Genomic DNA, 16,940 nt, shown 5'->3' on the forward strand with positions numbered 1-16,940 from the left:
CACTTAGGGGTTGGCTAGCACAAATAAGGTTTCAATTGCTTGAGCGCCTCTGCCATTAGAAAATTTAAAGCAGTTGCTCCAACGTGCGAGAGCTTTATGCTGGAACCATGGCCAAACGTACCCTGCTAATTCTCAATAGGAAGTCCGCAGCAAGACCCGATCTGCGTTCTGCTGTCCGCCCATTGGAAAAAGATCTTGGCATTAGGGTGTGTATTCCTTGGTCAGGAAAAGACTTGAGGAAGACCCTTCGAGAAGCCGTAAGCGATGGGGTAACCAGGGTGATCGCGGGCGGTGGTGACGGCACTTTGAACTCGGTCGCGAATGCTGTTTTGAAATTGAAGACAAAGTCGCCTGTCTCGCTAGGTCTTGTTCCCTTGGGAACAGCGAACGATTTCGCTCGGTCGTATGGTGATAAGGGGTTGGACTTGGCAACATCAGTTCGAGTTGCCGCATCGGAAGACGCGCGGCCCATCGATGTCGGATACATAAACGGCAGTCCGTTTGTGAATGTTGCCAGCGGCGGTTTTGGAGCGATGATCACCGCAAAGACACCCAAAGAAATGAAGAAAAGACTGGGGGGACTCGCGTACACGCTGTTTGGGCTTGCTCGTTTATCTGATGCAAAATCCGTTCCCGCAAAAATCTCAATTGATGATGAAGACCCGTACGACGTTTCCATTTCCGCTATCGCGATTGCGAACAGCCGCTATGCAGGTGGCGGTTTTGACGTGGCGCCTGAAGCGGAAGTGTCCGACGGGTTGCTCGATTTAAGCGTGCTTTCCGCAGAGCGTTTAATGCCAGAAAATCTGCCCTTTGGCAGATTGCCGGATATCTCGGATCCCAAGGATGGCGTTGTACAGCGCTCTCGTCTGAGATCTATGGTTTTGGAAACCTCCCAACCGTTTCATATGAATTTGGACGGCGAGCCGTTGATCGATCAACGCTTTGAGGTTTCAATTAAACCAAATGCGCTGAACTTCGTTTTCCCAAGCGGTAACTAGCTCGGGTTTCTCTTTAAACTCAAACTTCGCACGCTGTTTCGAAATATGTGCGGGGCTGCTTAATACATTCGATGATATAGTTAGTTAAAAAGCCGCCATCCAGTCGGCGAACGTCTCTCGCTTAGCTGTTCACGGCGTCAGTGTTGTTTATTTTCCCATCACCGGACATCAGTATCGCGATTGGCCGGGTAGATGGGATATTCGATAGTACAATCATTATGCACACGGTGATAGGGACGCTCATCAACGCTCCGGCAATGCCCCAGATCGCAGTCCAAAACGTGAGCGCCAAAATGACCATGAATGGCGACAAATTCAGGCTTTTCCCAAGTAGCATTGGCTCCAGGATATTGCCGATAGAGAATTGAACTGCGCCACAACCAATTAGAACAACAAGAAAGGGCACGACTTCTTCAAACTGTACCAGTGCGACAATGGAAGGAAGCGCGACGCCGACGATAGAGCCGACTGTCGGGATAAAATTCAACAAAAACGCAAGAACCGCCCAGGTTTCAGAGAAGTCTAAGCCGACCGATGCCATTACGGCATAACTGCCCAAGCCAGTTAGTGCACTCACCAGTGTTTTGATGCCAACATATCTTTGAATGCTGTCCGACGTGCTCTCAAGAACGCGACGAACTTTTTCAGCGGCTTCCCTGTCTTTGATTGCGAGCTTGATTTTGGCGCGCATTGGAACACGTTCGACCAACATGAACGGCACATAGAGCAGCACCAGGAAAAAAGCGCTCAGGAAGGCGCCAGCAGAGCCGATCACTCCTGTCGCGAGCCCAGCCAGGTTGATCTGCTCCAAGGCTTTGATCGCGGCTGCATAATTGTCTTGCCCAACCAGTGACACCAGCCTTGCGACTATGCTGGAAAACCGTTCCTCATAGCGCGGAAACGCTTCCGAAACCTCGCCGGCTTGACTGGATAGTATCGACAGCACAAGCGAGAGTCCTATCAACACAATTGAAATTGCGGCCAAATGGGCAAGCCACTTCGGGACGGTACTGCCAAATATCTTGAATCTGCCAATGCGATCCGCAGTCGCGGTGAGAAGAACGAACAGGAGAGCCGCAAAAGACAGGGGAACCAGCACAGACGAAGCGAGGACTAACGACGCTATGGTCAAAAACACAAGGACGACCAACTGATACCAGAACGTGAGTCCCAAGAAACCTGATGAAGGATCTTGTTGATGCATACCCTTTTTCATTTGTAGGCTCCCTACAAAACATCAGAAATCGAGATTCTCGACGCTCAGAGCATTCTGCTGAATGAACTCGCGGCGGGGTTCGACCACGTCTCCCATCAGTTTGGTGAACAGATCGTCGGCCTCGACCATGTCATCCACACGCACCTGCAACAAGGTGCGAGCGTCCGGGTCCAGCGTAGTTTCCCAGAGTTGATCGGGGTTCATCTCGCCCAAGCCCTTGTAGCGCTGAAGCGACAGACCCTTTTCGCCTTCTTCCAGAATGGCGCGCAAAAGGTCTAGCGGGCCGTGTATCGCCTGCATCCGGTCTCGGCGGATCAAGGTAGCCGGGGTGTTATAAACCTCTTGCAGGTTTTGCGTGAAGCTGCCGGTCTTGCGCGCCTCACCCGAGCGCAGCATGGGGCCGTCCAGCGTGCGGACCTCTTCAACGCCGCGCAGGATACGGGCTAGGCGGATGCCGTGATCCTGCGTGATACGGCCCTGCCAGCCGCGTTCATATTCCAGCGCGATCAGGTCGAGACGGGCGGCAACCTTGTCGGCAACGCCTTGCAGGTCGGCATCGACGGCACCGGGGACAAAGGCACCGGCCACGGCGGCCTGTTCCAGAATGTGACGCGGGTAGTGAGTTGGGAAGGCGTCCAGAACGCGTTTCAACTGGCGCGCTTCGTCGACGACGCGGGTCAGGTCCTGGCCGACGATTTCCTCGCCAGAGCCTAGCTTCAGAACAGCACCCTCTACCCCCTGATTGATCAGATAGTCGTCCAGCGCGGCCTGATCCTTCAGGTAAACCTCTGATTTGCCACGCGAAACCTTATAGAGCGGAGGCTGTGCGATGTAGAGGTATCCACCTTCAATCAATTCCGGCATCTGACGGTAGAAGAAGGTCAACAAAAGTGTACGGATGTGCGCGCCATCGACATCCGCATCGGTCATGATGACGATCTTATGGTAGCGCAGCTTTTCGATATTGAACTCATCGCGGCCAATGCCAGTGCCCAGCGCCATGACGAGGTTCCCGATCTCCTGCGACGACAGCATCCGGTCAAACCGCGCACGTTCGACGTTCAGGATTTTCCCGCGCAGGGGCAGAACGGCCTGAGTCAGACGGTCGCGACCGGTCTGCGCAGAACCGCCGGCTGAGTCACCCTCAACGAGGAAGACTTCGGTTTTGGACGGGTCTTTCTCGGAACAATCTTTCAGCTTCCCGGCCAGATAGTTCACATCCATCGCCGTTTTGCGGCGAGTCAGTTCACGCGCCTTACGCGCGGCCTCACGGGCCAATGCGGCCTCGATGATCTTTCCGACGATCCCTTTGGCTTCATTGGGGTTTTCTTCGAACCACTCAGCCAGCTTTTCGTTCATCAAGCCCTCAACCGCAGGTCGTACTTCGGACGACACCAGCTTGTCTTTGGTCTGTGACGAGAATTTCGGGTCCGGCACTTTCACCGACAACACGCAGGTCAGACCTTCGCGCGCATCGTCGCCGGTGAAGCTGACCTTTTCCTTCTTCGCGATCCCGCTGGACTGCGCATAGTTGTTTATAGTCCGGGTCAGAGCGCCGCGGAAACCGGCCACGTGCGTGCCACCGTCCCGCTGTGGGATGTTGTTGGTAAAGGGCAGAACCGTCTCGTGGTAGCTGTCATTCCACCACATGGCGATTTCGACACCGATATCGTCCCGTTCGCCCTTAATATAGATCGGTTCGGGCATCGCAGGCGATTTGGATCGGTCGAGGTATTTGACGAATTCCTTGACGCCGCCCTCGTAGAACAGCTCGGTCTCCAGCCGTTCGGCAGGACGTTCGTCGATCAAGATGATCCGCACGCCCGAGTTCAGGAAGGCCAGCTCACGCAGGCGCTTCTCCAGCGTCTCAAATGAGTATTCGAGGTTCGAGAATGTATCTGTCGAGGCCAGAAAGCGCACCTCGGTCCCGGTGCGATCGCCGCATTCGCCGACGACTTTCAGATGCTCAGCGGTCTCGCCACGCTCAAAACGCGCTACGTGCTCTTTGCCCGCGCGCCAGATGCGCAGTTCCAGCCATTCGGATAGAGCATTCACAACCGAAACGCCCACGCCGTGCAGACCACCCGACACCTTGTACGAGTTGCTGTCAAACTTGCCGCCCGCGTGCAGCTGGGTCATAATAACCTCGGCCGCCGAGACGCCCTCTTCGGGGTGAATATCCACCGGGATACCACGGCCGTTGTCACTGACCGAGACGCTGGAATCCGCGTGAATTTTCACGGTCACATGGTCGGCATGACCGGCCAGAGCCTCATCAATTCCGTTGTCCACGACCTCATACACCATATGGTGCAGACCCGAGCCATCATCCGTATCCCCGATATACATACCGGGACGTTTGCGAACCGCCTCTAAGCCTTTGAGAACTTTGATGGAATCTGCGCCGTATTCCTGGGGTGCCTGTGCGTCTTCGGACATGCCGTTAGTACCTATATTATTTTGGTAACTTATACGTTTTCTGGTGGGGAATGTCACGCGCTCCCCCAAGATTTTGTGGTTGAGATCCGATTTATCTGCGGATCAAAGCCGATCGAGGTCTGCCGCGATATCAGCTGCAATTTCGGCGGCGTTGACGTCGTCCCGTTCGGCCGTCAATCGCAGGCCCAGAAGGTCCGACTGATAGCGCGCAGCAAGGCGTTCGGGATCTTGATCAGGGCTTATCTCTCCGGCCTTTTGGGCGCGGCGAAACAGGTCTGCGAAACAGGATTTCATTGCGATCATATGCGCGCCTGCCTGACCGGCCAGATCGTGATCCTTTGCCTGCAACTCGGCATAGGTCTTGGCCAGCATACAAGCTTTGGTCGGCAGGTCAGAGGCAGCAATCACGCGATAGGGCTGCGCCTTGAGCGCCCCGAGCGGCCCCAGCTCCTCAGCCAAGGCCAGCATACTGGCAACCCCTTCTTGGGCGTAGCGCTCCAGCGCCAGCGCATAGAGAGCATCTTTCGAGCCAAACGCCGCATAGAAACTGCCCGGCTTCAGTTTCAGTTCACGCTCAAGGTCCTTCAGCGACGTCCCCGCCCAGCCGTGACGCCAGAAGATATCACGCGCCTGCGCGATCAGCGCGTCTCGGTCATATGCGGGTTTGCGGGGCATTGGATCACCAATTCTTGAGTGCTTGCTCAAATATATACTTGAGTGATCGCTCAAGAAACCCTAAATACGACTCATCGCGCCAGAAATCAGGAGTTTTGACATGGCTAACTTCCCGTCCCACGACCTCGAATCCGCCCCTGAGGGGTCCAAACCGCTGCTGGAGAAATCGCAAGCCGCCTTTGGCCGCCTGCCCGGTCTGCACAAGGTGATGGCGGAAAGCCCGCAGCATCTTGAGGCCTATCAGGTTCTTCACGGCCTCTTCCTGCAAACCGATTTCGACAATGATGAGAAAACCGTCGTCTGGCAGACCATCAACGTTGAAAACGAATGCCACTACTGTGTCCCCGCCCATACCGGCATCGCCAAAATGATGAAGGTCTCGGACGAAATCACCGAGGCTCTGCGCAACGAAACCCCGCTGCCGACAGCCAAGCTGGAGGCCCTGCGCACTTTCACCCTGCAAGTCATGGAAACCCGCGGCAACCCGACCGAAGAACAGCTGCAGGCGTTCTTTGACGCCGGTTACTCGCACCGCGCAGTTCTGGATGTTGTTCTGGGTCTGGCGCAGAAAACCATGTCGAACTACGTCAACCACATGGCTAAAACTCCGGTCGATCAGGTCATGCGCGGCTTCTTGTGGGAACGCAAAGTCAACGAACCGGCCTAAGCCGACACGACCGAGCCCTCATCGCCTTCAGTAACAACCAGCGTTTGGGCTCGGTCGCCCAATTCCGAAAACAGCTCAGGCCCGGTGCCCGTCATCCAGGCCTGAGCGCCCAGCGCACAGATCTCATCATAGAGCGCCGCGCGTCGCCCGGCATCCAGATGCGCAGCCACCTCATCCAGCAACACAATCGGTGGCGCGCCAACCATTCCCGCCAGCGCCCGTGCGTTCGACAGGATCAGGGACACCAGCAGCGCCTTCTGCTCACCCGTAGAACAATCCTTGGCCGGAACCCCTTTGGCGGCGAAAACGCCGTAAAGGTCCGAGCGATGCGGCCCTACCAGAGTCCGCCCTGCTGCAAGATCGCGGAAACGGCTTTCGCTCAGCGCCTCGCGCAGATCATCGGCCGTCTCGGGCATCGCACCTTCCGTTTGAATCAACTCCAAGTCTGCTGAAGGAAACGCCGTTTCGGCCTGATCCTGCGCGGCACGCAAATGATCCAATGCTGCAAGACGCGCCGCATGGATCCGATACCCAGTCTCAGCCATCTGACATTCCAAGGCTGTGTACCAATGGGCGTCCCGGACCTGATCTTTCAAAAGCCGGTTCCGCTCACGCATAGCCTTTTCGTAGGTCAGCGACGCCTCAGCATGCGCGGGATCAAAGCTCAGCGCGATGCGGTCCAGAAACCGCCGCCGCCCCTCAGCCCCTTCGATCCACAGCCGATCCATCGACGGGATCAACCACACCACGCGCGCGAGCTTGCCCAGATCAATCTGACTGGCGGCCTTGCCATCAATCCGAACCTGACGCGCCGCGCCACCTTCGGACCACGTCTCGATCTCATACCGCCCGCCCTGCGCGCTCAGCAGACCGGACAGTTTCCAGCCCAGGGCTTCGGGCCGCCGGGTCATCTCCGCCGCACTGGCCCGCCGCATCCCACGCCCCGGCGAGAACAGAGACACCGCTTCCAGAATATTGGTCTTCCCGGCTCCGTTCGGCCCATGGATGGCAACCGGACGCCCATCCAAAGACAAACGCGCCAGCTTATGAGACCGAAAATGCGAGACCGTAAGTTCGGTCAGGGCCAATCCCATGACCCCTCCCTTCTTCTGTTCAAAAATACCTCCGCCGGAGGCATCGCGCGCCAGCGCGATCAGACGCGCATCGGCATTACGACGTAAACCGCGCTCAGATCATTGCCTTCGCGCATCAAAGTCGGGTCACCGGCCGAGTTAAACAGGAATACCGCGTTCTCACGATCCACCTGCGATGCAATCTCGAGCAGGTATTTCGCGTTGAACCCAATCTCGAGACGTTCATCGCCATAAGCAACGGCCAACTCTTCCTCAGCGGCACCACTATCCGGCGCGTTGACCGACAGCACCAGCTTATCCGCATCCAGTTGCAGCTTCACGGCGCGCGAACGCTCTGACGAAACCGTCGCAACCCGGTCCACGGCTTGCGCGAACTCGGCCGCATCCACTTCCAGTTGGCGCGTATTGCCCTGCGGAATAACGCGCGTGTAGTCGGGGAAAGTACCGTCAATGACTTTTGAGGTCAGCGTGATATCCGGCGTGGCAAAGCGCACCTTGGTTTCGCTGACAGAAACTGCGATATCCATCTCGTCATCGTCCAGCAGCTTGCGCAGCTCACCCACTGTTTTACGCGGCACGATCACACCGGGCATGTCCGCAGCACCAGCCGGCAGGTCCGCATCAATCCGCGCCAGACGGTGACCATCGGTGGCCACGCAGCGCAGAACCTTGCCGCCTTCGGACCCGTCCGCGACATGCATGTAGACACCGTTCAGATAGTACCGCGTCTCTTCGGTCGAGATGGCGAATTTCGATTTGTCGAACAAGCGACGTAACAACGCCGCCGACGCGGTGAAATTCGACTGATATTCCGAGGACGCCATGACCGGGAAATCCTCTTTCGGCAAGGTCGCCAAAGAAAAGTTCGAACGTCCCGCCTCAACCGTCAGACGGCCAGCGGCGCTGTCGGCTGTCAGGGTGACCAGCGCGCCATCCGGTAGTTTGCGCACAATTTCATGCAGGGTCGTGGCGGCCACGGTCGTCGCACCGGCCTTTTCGACCTGCGCAGGCGCTTTGTCGACAACCTCGATATCCAGATCGGTGGCTCGGAACAGGGCTTGGTCGCCTTCGGCCTCGATCAGCACATTGGCAAGGATCGGGATCGTGTTGCGACGTTCCACAACGGATTGGGCCTGGGAAACGGCCTTGAGAAGGGTGCCGCGTTCGATGCTGATCTTCATACCCTTTGTTCCTCTGACTTGCGTGCCGACATGGGCGGGACTGGCACGTTAGCGTCTCAGCCCTGAGGCACAAGGATTTTTTACCGATTTCTGGGTGGGAATACCCCGGTGGTCAAGAGGCACGCGCGCGAAACGCGTCCATTCCTCCGCAACCGTGGAGATTAGCGCACAAGTAAATGCCCCGGACGCACTGGCGCGGGGCATTTGCCGACAATGGGTGCGGTTCAGGCCTCTAGCGAGCGGCGCAGCATTTCCACGTCTTCTGCGATCTGACCATCAGTTGTCTTCAGCTCTTCGATGCGCTTGACCCCGTGCATGACGGTTGTGTGGTCGCGCCCTCCGAAACGGCGACCGATCTCAGGCAGAGAGCGGCTGGTCAGTTGCTTGCACAGATACATGGCCACCTGACGCGGACGGGCATAAGACCGCAGGCGCTTAGGGCCGATAATGTCCGAAAGGCGAATGTTGTAGTAGTCCGACACTTTGCGCTGGATTTCCTCAACGGTGATCTTGCGCTCGGACGCGCGCAGCACGTCTGCCAGACAGTCCTGTGTCAGCTCCATGTCTATCTCACGCCCCACGAGCGAGGCAAAGGCGAACAGACGGGTCAGAGCGCCTTCAAGAACGCGTACATTGGTCGAAATACGATGCGCCAGAAACTCCAGCACGCCATCGGCGATGACCAGATCGGGATAGGTGGCGATATGCTGCTGGACCTTATTCTGCAGAATGCCCAGACGCAGTTCGTAGTCGGTGGGATGCAGATCAACGACCAGACCGCATTGCAGGCGCGATTTCACGCGATCTTCCAGATCCTTGATCTCACCCGGTGCGCGGTCAGCCGAGATGATGATCTGTTTGTTCTGGTCCACCAGCGCATTGAAGGTGTGAAAGAACTCTTCTTGAGTCGAGTCCTTGCCCGCAATGAACTGCACATCGTCCACCATCAGTACATCGACCGAGCGGAACAGATGTTTGAAATCCATCATCCGGCGTTCGCGCAGAGCCTGAACAAAGCGGTACATGAACTGTTCCGCCGACAGATAGAGCACGTTTAGCTCTGGGCTTTTGGTTTTCAGCTCCCATGCGATGGCGTGCATCAGGTGGGTTTTACCCAGCCCAACACCACCATAGAGAACCAGCGGATTGAACGTGACCGGGCCACCTTCGGCCACACGGCGCGCGGCGGCATGGGCCAGTTCGTTGGGTTTGCCGACAACAAAGCTGTCGAAGGTAAAACGCGTATCCAAGGGTGCGGCCTGTAAATCCTCGAGCGCCGCATTGGCAGATTCCGCAACTGGTGCAGCAGCTGCGGTCAACTTGGGTTCATCCGTGACAACTGCCGGTCGGGTGGTCGAATTGGCTGCCGCCTTGAACGCAAGACGTTGGACGGCCTCACCCGCGGTATTCAGTTCATACAGAATCAAATCTGCGAAATTCTGGCTGACGTAATTCCCCATGAAGTTGGTTGGCACCGAGAACACGGCTACACCATCCTGCAGCTCCTGAAATTCCAGAGGCTCAATCCAGGTGGTGAAGTTGTTCTTACCAACGGCCTTCAGTAGTTTGCTACGCAGTTGTCCCCATTTCTCTTGTGTCATCAAGCGCCTCACGCATCCCATTTTTTTTGACCTGTCGGTCTTATCAATCGTCGCCGGTTTCCCGGTCATTGACGTTCACGCACAAGGGTACCCTGCGCCGGACTGTCCCATCCGGCGGGTAAGTGAACACTCAGCATGCACTAATCGTATCCCGCAGCAGGATCCCGGAAAACCGGGGCACGCGTCGTAACCCAATTGTTTGACAGGGCTGAGATCATCGGAAAACCCGAGACCCAGAGCAGATCGTTTCACCGGCCAAGGCCGATTTTCGAACGCTGGTTCCTGCTGTCTAACTGATGCCCGTCAGTCAGACGTCTGGAACAGCCTGTCCCCCCAAGCGAGTGAATCGCTGACTCAGTGGTAGCAAGATGTTGCCTGTCGCAGCAACGAAACTCTGATATTGACTCGGGGTTCAGGGCGAAAGAATCTCTCGACTTCGTGAGGTCGCGGCTTTCTGGCAACAAACACGAAAGGCGCCGCAATGCGCGACGCCTTTACGTAGGAAAACGCTTGACGCGTCCTAGCGGGAATCAACCCAGCGCTTTAACGCGTGCCGACAGGCGCGACATTTTACGCGATGCGGTGTTCTTGTGGAAAACGCCTTTGGTGACGCCGCGCATCAGTTCAGGCTGAGCTGCGCGCAGAGCTGCAGTAGCAGCGTCTTTGTCGCCGGATGCGATCGCTTCTTCAACTTTGCGCAGGTAGGTGCGGATGCGCGAACGGCGTGCTTTGTTTACGGCGAAACGCTTTTCGTTCTGACGGGCGCGTTTCTTTGCCTGGGGCGAATTTGCCATGTGTCTCTGACCTTTGTTCGGTACGGTTATCTAGGGTTGCGCGCAACGGAAGTATCCGCACCGGATCAGAAATCACGAGTGTGAGTCGGGCCAAGCGGGCCGCACGCGCATGTATGACGGCGGTCTCTACCCAAGTTTTACAGGTTTGCCAAGCCGATTCTTGCCTCATATGTCCAACAAAAAAAGGCAGGCCACAGCCTGCCCTTCCGGAATTCTTTGTCGCGACTTTACTTATCGCGGAATTGCGCGGCGCGTTTTTCCAGAAACGCCGCCATGCCCTCTTTCTGATCTTCGGTCGCGAACATCGAATGAAAGACGCGACGCTCGAACAGAAGACCTTCGCTAAGCGATAGCTCATAGCTGCGATTCACTGCTTCCTTGGCGGCTGCAGCCGTCAGCAGAGATTTCTCAGCGATCTTATGGGCTGCACCCACGGCTTCTTCGATCAGCTTCTTCGCCGGAACCACGCGGCTGACAAGACCCGCGCGCTCGGCTTCTTCGGCGTCCATGAAGCGCCCCGTCAGGTTCATATCCATCGCCTTGGACTTCCCAACAAAGCGCGTCAGGCGCTGGGTGCCGCCGATTCCCGCGATAACGCCCAGATTGATCTCGGGCTGGCCGAACTTGGCGGTGTCTGCGGCGATGATGAAATCGCATATCATGGCCAATTCGCAGCCGCCGCCCAGCGCGTAGCCCGCAACCGCCGCGATTATGGGTTTGCGAATGGCCGAGACACGCTCGTTGACCGAGGCAAACAGGTCGGTGCTGAAAACGTCGACAAAGCTCATCTCGGACATTTCCTTGATGTCCGCACCCGCGGCAAACGCCTTCTCCGAGCCGGTCAGCACGATACAGCGCACCTTGTCGTTCTGATCCGCCTCTTCCAGCGCATCGCAAAGCTCACCCACCAATTGGGTGTTCAGCGCATTCATCGCATCTGGTCTGTCGAGTTTGATAAGGGCGACGTGGTCTTCGATTTCGACGATGATCGTCTCAAAAGCCATGAGGTATAAGCTTCCGGTTGTTCCGTTCAAGTACGATTCCTTAACACGCGATTTCGCTGGATCAAGCTATCTTTGGCATTGCGCACAATAGAAGGATGAGCGACCGGACTGGGTGATTCTCTTGATTTCGGCACAGCATCCCTGGGTTCGGCAGGGTTCGCCTTCGCGGCCATAGACATCAAAGCTGTGCTGAAAATATCCAAGTTCTCCATCGGCTTGACGGAAATCTTTCAGTGACGATCCCCCTGCCTCGATCGCGTCCTGCAACACCTGCCGGATAATCGGCACAAGGGCCGCGACACGTGCCGCAGAAATCTTTCCGGCCTTGCGACGTGGCGACACCTTGCCGCGATAAAGCGCTTCGCAAACGTAAATATTCCCCAACCCGGCAACGATTCCCTGATCCAGAAGTGCCGATTTGACCGGCGTGTTCTTACCCTTGAACGCGTCAATCAGGTGCTGTTCGTGAAAATCATTGCCCAATGGCTCTGGCCCCAGAACGGACAGCAGTTTGTGGTCTTCTGCGGTTACGGTTGGCAGTAAATCCATGGCTCCGAACCGGCGTGGATCATTGAATGTCACGCGGGCACCATTGGCCATGTGGAACACGACATGGTCATGCTTTTCGGGCAATGGATGGTCATTGATGAAATGTCCCAGCGGGTCACCTGATACCGTCATGCGCCCCGACATACCCAAATGAATCAACAACGTCTCGCCACTGCTGAGATCCGCCAGAATGTATTTTGAGCGCCGCCGCAGGCGCTGAACCGCCTGACCCGTCAACCGCTCGGCCATACGCTCCGGAAAGGGCCAGCGCAGATCGGGACGGTTCACATCTGCACGCTCGATTACCACCCCCTCCATCGCAGGGGTCAGGCCGCGTCTTACTGTCTCGACCTCAGGCAATTCGGGCATTAGATGGCTCCTATTCCAAAGGGCCGCATTGTGCCCGCCTCTGATGGCCCTATAACAGAGGCGAAATTCGACAAACGGCAAGGCAAATGTCCGACAACAGCGACAAGACGACTCATTTCGGGTTCGAAACCGTGCGCGAGGCCGACAAGGCCGGGCGCGTACAGGGCGTTTTCAACTCGGTGGCCTCCAAATACGACGTGATGAATGATGTCATGTCGATGGGCATCCACCGGGTCTGGAAAGACGCGATGATGGACTGGCTTGCCCCGCGCCCCGGTCAGCGCCTGCTGGACGTCGCCGGCGGCACCGGAGACATCTCGTTCCGCTTTCTCAAACGCGCAGGCTATGGCCACGCCACTGTGCTGGACCTGACGGAGCCAATGCTGGTCGAGGGCCGCCAACGGGCTGAGGCCGACCAAATGTCGGACAGCCTGAACTGGGTCGTTGGCGATGCAATGTCCCTGCCGTTCGAGGACAACACCTTCGACGTCTACACAATCTCCTTCGGCATTCGGAACGTCACCCGCCCGCAAGAGGCGTTGAACGAAGCCTACCGCGTGCTGAAACCCGGCGGCCGCCTGATGGTGTTGGAGTTCAGCCAGTTGCCCAACGATGGGCTGCAAAAGCTCTATGATCTCTACAGTTTCAACGTCATCCCGCGCATGGGCAAGCTGATCGCCAATGACTACGACAGCTACCAGTACCTCGTGGAATCGATCCGCAAGTTCCCCGATCAGGATACATTCCTGGGTATGGTCCGCGCTGCCGGTTTTGAGAACGCCAAGTACCGTAACCTGAGCATGGGAATCGCCGCGCTGCATTCCGGCTGGAAGATCTAAATGCGCGGCCCTCACAACATCATACGCCTGATCCGCACAGGCGCCACGCTAGAGCGCACGGGCGCGATGAATGTCGTGCTGGACGCGTTCGAAGCCCCCCGCGCGGTCCGCTTTGTCGCCCACGCGCTCGGCAAACCGTTTCAATGGCTTGGGTACAAGGGCGACCCCGAGATGCCCCCTGCCACACGCGCCCTGACGGCGCTGGGTCCGGCGTATATCAAATTCGGACAGGTCCTTTCGACCCGCCCAGACGTGGTCGGCAACGAGCTGGCCGAACAACTGCGCGTATTGCAGGACAAGCTGCCCCCTTTCCCGAAGACCGAAGCCATGGCCGAGGTCGAGAAAGAGCTGGGCCAGCCGATCTCAGAAATGTTCAGCGAGTTCAGCGAACCGATCGCTGCGGCCTCGATCGCTCAGGTTCACAAGGCCAAGCTGACCAGCACAGGCGAGGACGTCGCCGTCAAAGTCCTGCGTCCGGGAATCGAGCGCGCCTTCCGCAAGGATGTCGACGCGTTCTATTTCGCCGCCCGCATGGTACAACTCTGCGCCCCGGGCGCGCGCCGCCTCCGTCCTATGGAAGTAATCGAACATTTCGATGGCGTGGTTCGGGGTGAGCTGGACTTGCGTCTGGAAAGCTCGGCAGCCTCGGAATATGCCGCCAACACCAAGGATGATGCCGGGTTCTGGTTGCCTCCGGTCGTGTGGTCCCTGTCCGCGCGCCGGGTGATGACGCTCAGCTGGGCGGATGGCATCCCACTTGGCGACAACGACGCCCTGGACGCCGCGGGCCATAACCGCCGCGATCTGGGCGAGCGTGTCCTGCGCTTGTTCCTGCTACACGCGCTGCGCGATGGCTACTTCCACGCTGACATGCACCAGGGCAACCTGAAGGTCGCCGCCAACAGCGATATCATCGCCTATGACTACGGCATCATGGGCCATATCGACGAATACACCCGCCGGGTCTATGCCGAGATTCTGTTTGGCTTCATCCGCCGCGACTACAAACGCGTGGCCGAGGTGCATTTCGAGGCCGGATACGTCCCCGCCAATCAAGATGTCGACGAATTCGCCCGCGCCCTGCGCGCCGTGGGCGAGCCCATCTTCGGCATGGACGCCACCCATATCTCGATGGGCCGCCTGCTGAACTACCTCTTCGAAGTCACCGAACGCTTCGGCATGGAAACCCGAACCGAGCTGATCCTGCTACAGCGCACCATGGTTGTGGTCGAAGGCGTTGCGCGATCACTGGACCCGCATATCAATATCTGGGAAGTCGCCCGCCCCGTGGTCGAGGATTACATCAAGAAATCCATCGGCCCCCGCGCAGCGCTCCGCGACTTTGGCAAAACCGCCCTGGTTCTGGCACGGTTCGGCCCACGTCTGCCTGCGCTGGTGGAAGACGCTCTGATCGCACAAACCCAGAAAGACGATCAGTCCAACTCCCGCCTGTGGTCCAAAGCCCTTCCCGCCACGCTCGGAGCCGTGGCAGGCGCTGCTTTGGTCCTGTTGCTAACAGCGCTCAGCTAGGCGCCAGCCGCCTGCTCCATCTGGCTGAAAATATCCTCGGGGGAATTGCGCTTAAGGCGCGATGGGGGGCAGACAGCCCCCCTGCCCAACTCGAGGTCAGAGCCGCTCTATGGCAATCGCAATACCCTGACCACCGCCGATACACATGGTGATCAGACCTTTGGAGCCTCCAGTCCGCTCCAACTCATACAACGCCTTCAGCGTGATGATCGCACCAGTCGCACCCACCGGGTGACCCAATGCAATCGCACCACCGTTCGGGTTCACCTTGCCGGCATCCAGACCCAACTCTTTGTTCACGGCCAGAGCCTGCGAAGCAAAGGCTTCGTTGCTTTCGATCACGTCGAAGTCTTCCACCGTCAGGCCGGTCTTGGCCAGCAGGTTCTGCACAGCAGGCACCGGACCAATGCCCATCACTTCGGGGCGTACACCGGCGTGGCCGTAGCCCAGAATACGCGCTTTCGGCTTCAGGCCAGCCTTCTCGGCCGCGTCTGCCGTGGCAAGAACCATCGCCGCCGCACCGTCATTGATGCCCGAGGCGTTGCCCGCCGTTACCCGGCCATCCTTCTTAAACGCCGGACGCAGACCCGCCAGCGCCTCAATCGAGGTCGCCTTAGGATGTTCATCGACCACGAAATCAACCATGTCGCGCTTAACCTTGACCTGTACCGGCGTGATCTGGCTTTGGAAATATCCGGCCTCAATGGCAGCAGCGGCGCGGGTCTGGCTGGTAAGAGCGAACTCATCCATCTGCTCGCGTGTGACCTGATGTTCATCAGCGACGTTCTCAGCTGTCACACCCATATGGCCGGTGCCAAAGGGGCAGTTCAGCGCACCCAACATCATGTCCAGCGATTTGATATCGCCCATCTTGGCACCCCAGCGCGCCTGCTGCAGGATGTAGGGGCTGCGCGACATGCTCTCGGCCCCACCAGCCACAGCAAAGTCGGCATCGCCCAGCATCAGCGACTGTACCGCCGACACAATCGCCTGCGCCCCCGATCCACACAGACGGTTCACGTTCATCGCGGGGGTTTCGACCGGGATACCTGCCTGTTTGGCCGCCGCACGCGACAGATACATGTCGCGCGGTTCGGTGTTGATCACATGGCCAAACACAACATTGCCAATCTGGCCGCCTTCGACGCCCGACTTCTCCATCGCGGCTTCGGTTACAACGGTCGCCAGATCAATCGGTGCGGTCGAGGCCAGGGCACCCCCAAACGTTCCAACAGCCGTACGGGCCCCATCCAGAATGACGATATCTTTCATGTCTCTACTCCTCTTGGATTTGGCGGCACTATTACGCCCAGTTGGCGCGTTGTCCTATACGACGTACCGTCACAAGCAGAATTGACAACCCACCGTGAAAAGAGCACTAGATTCCGTCATGACGGAAAACACAGACGATATCCTGACCCTTTTGCCCGCCCGCCTGAAAGAGGCGCGTCGCGCCAAGGGCCTGTCGCTGGAAGCTGTTGCCAATCTTAGCGGCGTATCTCGTTCCATGGTCAGTCAGATAGAACGGGGCGAAAGCAGCCCGACCATCTCGACCCTGTGGAACCTGACGCGGGCCTTACAGGTGGATTTCGCAGGGCTGCTGGAAGAGACCAAAACCTCGGACCAGATCGAGGTTCTGCGCCAGGCCGAGGTGCCCAGCATCGACAATATGGGACAGAACTGCCGCATCCGTATCCTGTCGCCCCCGGAAGAGGCCGGAGGACACGAGGTCTACGACATCCGCTTTGACCACGACGGCACACTGAACAGTCAGCCGCATGCCCGCGGCACACGCGAACAGTTGACGGTTTTGGAAGGTGCGGTGCGCGTCACCTCGGGCACTGCGATGTCTGAGATGCAACAGGGCGATACCGCCCGATATGCAGCTGATGTGACCCATTCCATTGCTTCGAAAGGCCCCGCGCGGGTCTTTCTGATCGTCAAAAACGCCTAAATTCCGCCTTCACGGAAATTTTTCCCG

15 protein-coding genes are annotated in these 16,940 nt (G+C 57.8%); 5 read left to right on the forward strand and 10 right to left on the reverse strand.

Annotated features, from left to right (window positions below):
- The first annotated feature begins 107 nt into the window (after window positions 1-107).
- The gene (locus tag ACR0B5_RS18865; protein WP_480542551.1) at window positions 108-1,001 is read left to right on the forward strand and encodes a YegS/Rv2252/BmrU family lipid kinase; all 894 of its coding nucleotides are present in this window, start codon (window positions 108-110) and stop codon (window positions 999-1,001) included.
- Window positions 1,002-1,122: 121 nt separating this feature from the next.
- On the opposite strand, the gene ACR0B5_RS18870 is transcribed toward ACR0B5_RS18865, so the two are convergent.
- From ACR0B5_RS18870 to ACR0B5_RS18880, 3 genes are all read right to left on the reverse strand, one after another.
- A complete protein-coding gene (locus ACR0B5_RS18870) occupies window positions 1,123-2,217 on the reverse strand; it encodes an AI-2E family transporter (protein ID WP_480542553.1) in 1,095 nt (364 codons plus the stop codon).
- 21 nt (window positions 2,218-2,238) lie between these two features.
- Window positions 2,239-4,656, reverse strand: a complete 2,418-nt coding sequence (gene gyrB, locus ACR0B5_RS18875; protein WP_480542555.1) for a DNA topoisomerase (ATP-hydrolyzing) subunit B — start codon at window positions 4,654-4,656, stop codon at window positions 2,239-2,241.
- Between the two features lie 102 nt (window positions 4,657-4,758).
- Entirely contained in the window at window positions 4,759-5,331 is a 573-nt protein-coding gene (locus tag ACR0B5_RS18880; RefSeq protein ID WP_480542557.1) for a TetR/AcrR family transcriptional regulator, read from the reverse strand.
- 100 nt (window positions 5,332-5,431) lie between these two features.
- Between ACR0B5_RS18880 and ACR0B5_RS18885 the strand changes: the two genes are divergently transcribed.
- Entirely contained in the window at window positions 5,432-5,998 is a 567-nt protein-coding gene (locus ACR0B5_RS18885; RefSeq protein WP_475217321.1) for a carboxymuconolactone decarboxylase family protein, read from the forward strand.
- Here ACR0B5_RS18885 and recF read toward each other — a convergent pair.
- The 6 genes from recF to mutM form a co-directional block, all read right to left on the reverse strand.
- Entirely contained in the window at window positions 5,995-7,092 is a 1,098-nt protein-coding gene (gene recF / locus ACR0B5_RS18890; protein ID WP_480542559.1) for a DNA replication/repair protein RecF, read from the reverse strand. The genes ACR0B5_RS18885 and recF overlap by 4 nt on opposite strands.
- Window positions 7,093-7,151: 59 nt before the next feature.
- Window positions 7,152-8,273: a DNA polymerase III subunit beta gene (gene dnaN, locus ACR0B5_RS18895; protein WP_480542561.1), complete on the reverse strand. Its 1,122-nt coding sequence runs from the start codon at window positions 8,271-8,273 to the stop codon at window positions 7,152-7,154.
- A 224-nt stretch (window positions 8,274-8,497) separates the two neighbouring features.
- Window positions 8,498-9,874 (reverse strand): chromosomal replication initiator protein DnaA, encoded by a 1,377-nt coding sequence (dnaA, locus tag ACR0B5_RS18900; protein ID WP_480542563.1) that lies wholly within the window; start codon window positions 9,872-9,874, stop codon window positions 8,498-8,500.
- Window positions 9,875-10,404: 530 nt separating this feature from the next.
- Complete coding sequence (gene rpsT, locus ACR0B5_RS18905; protein WP_142638226.1) at window positions 10,405-10,668, reverse strand: 30S ribosomal protein S20; 264 nt, start codon at window positions 10,666-10,668, stop codon at window positions 10,405-10,407.
- 227 nt (window positions 10,669-10,895) lie between these two features.
- On the reverse strand, window positions 10,896-11,672 hold the full coding sequence (locus ACR0B5_RS18910; RefSeq protein WP_480542565.1) for an enoyl-CoA hydratase: 777 nt from the start codon (window positions 11,670-11,672) through the stop codon (window positions 10,896-10,898).
- A gap of 66 nt (window positions 11,673-11,738) precedes the next feature.
- Window positions 11,739-12,590 (reverse strand): bifunctional DNA-formamidopyrimidine glycosylase/DNA-(apurinic or apyrimidinic site) lyase, encoded by an 852-nt coding sequence (mutM, locus tag ACR0B5_RS18915; RefSeq protein WP_480542567.1) that lies wholly within the window; start codon window positions 12,588-12,590, stop codon window positions 11,739-11,741.
- An 86-nt stretch (window positions 12,591-12,676) separates the two neighbouring features.
- Here mutM and ubiE point away from each other — a divergent pair, with 86 nt between their 5' ends.
- Window positions 12,677-13,429, forward strand: coding sequence for a bifunctional demethylmenaquinone methyltransferase/2-methoxy-6-polyprenyl-1,4-benzoquinol methylase UbiE (ubiE, locus tag ACR0B5_RS18920; protein ID WP_480542569.1), 753 nt, complete (start codon window positions 12,677-12,679; stop codon window positions 13,427-13,429).
- Entirely contained in the window at window positions 13,430-14,959 is a 1,530-nt protein-coding gene (gene ubiB / locus ACR0B5_RS18925) for a 2-polyprenylphenol 6-hydroxylase (RefSeq protein WP_480542571.1), read from the forward strand.
- A gap of 96 nt (window positions 14,960-15,055) precedes the next feature.
- Here the strand turns inward: ubiB and ACR0B5_RS18930 are convergent, their stop codons facing one another.
- Entirely contained in the window at window positions 15,056-16,231 is a 1,176-nt protein-coding gene (locus tag ACR0B5_RS18930; protein WP_480542573.1) for an acetyl-CoA C-acyltransferase family protein, read from the reverse strand.
- A gap of 118 nt (window positions 16,232-16,349) precedes the next feature.
- Here ACR0B5_RS18930 and ACR0B5_RS18935 point away from each other — a divergent pair, with 118 nt between their 5' ends.
- Window positions 16,350-16,913 (forward strand): helix-turn-helix domain-containing protein, encoded by a 564-nt coding sequence (locus tag ACR0B5_RS18935; RefSeq protein WP_480542575.1) that lies wholly within the window; start codon window positions 16,350-16,352, stop codon window positions 16,911-16,913.
- Window positions 16,914-16,940: the final 27 nt, after the last annotated feature.

The organism is Ruegeria sp. AG1 (genome assembly GCF_056541705.1).

Excerpts from the sequence above, each read along its gene's own strand:
- ACR0B5_RS18865 (WP_480542551.1), top strand. The coding sequence starts at position 108 with ATGGCCAAACGTACCCTGCTAATTCTCAATAGGAAGTCCGCAGCAAGA.
- ACR0B5_RS18870 (WP_480542553.1), bottom strand. The coding sequence starts at position 2,217 with ATGAAAAAGGGTATGCATCAACAAGATCCTTCATCAGGTTTCTTGGGA.
- gyrB (WP_480542555.1), bottom strand. The coding sequence starts at position 4,656 with ATGTCCGAAGACGCACAGGCACCCCAGGAATACGGCGCAGATTCCATC.
- ACR0B5_RS18880 (WP_480542557.1), bottom strand. The coding sequence starts at position 5,331 with ATGCCCCGCAAACCCGCATATGACCGAGACGCGCTGATCGCGCAGGCG.
- ACR0B5_RS18885 (WP_475217321.1), top strand. The coding sequence starts at position 5,432 with ATGGCTAACTTCCCGTCCCACGACCTCGAATCCGCCCCTGAGGGGTCC.
- recF (WP_480542559.1), bottom strand. The coding sequence starts at position 7,092 with ATGGGATTGGCCCTGACCGAACTTACGGTCTCGCATTTTCGGTCTCAT.
- dnaN (WP_480542561.1), bottom strand. The coding sequence starts at position 8,273 with ATGAAGATCAGCATCGAACGCGGCACCCTTCTCAAGGCCGTTTCCCAG.
- dnaA (WP_480542563.1), bottom strand. The coding sequence starts at position 9,874 with ATGACACAAGAGAAATGGGGACAACTGCGTAGCAAACTACTGAAGGCC.
- rpsT (WP_142638226.1), bottom strand. The coding sequence starts at position 10,668 with ATGGCAAATTCGCCCCAGGCAAAGAAACGCGCCCGTCAGAACGAAAAG.
- ACR0B5_RS18910 (WP_480542565.1), bottom strand. The coding sequence starts at position 11,672 with ATGGCTTTTGAGACGATCATCGTCGAAATCGAAGACCACGTCGCCCTT.
- mutM (WP_480542567.1), bottom strand. The coding sequence starts at position 12,590 with ATGCCCGAATTGCCTGAGGTCGAGACAGTAAGACGCGGCCTGACCCCT.
- ubiE (WP_480542569.1), top strand. The coding sequence starts at position 12,677 with ATGTCCGACAACAGCGACAAGACGACTCATTTCGGGTTCGAAACCGTG.
- ubiB (WP_480542571.1), top strand. The coding sequence starts at position 13,430 with ATGCGCGGCCCTCACAACATCATACGCCTGATCCGCACAGGCGCCACG.
- ACR0B5_RS18930 (WP_480542573.1), bottom strand. The coding sequence starts at position 16,231 with ATGAAAGATATCGTCATTCTGGATGGGGCCCGTACGGCTGTTGGAACG.
- ACR0B5_RS18935 (WP_480542575.1), top strand. The coding sequence starts at position 16,350 with ATGACGGAAAACACAGACGATATCCTGACCCTTTTGCCCGCCCGCCTG.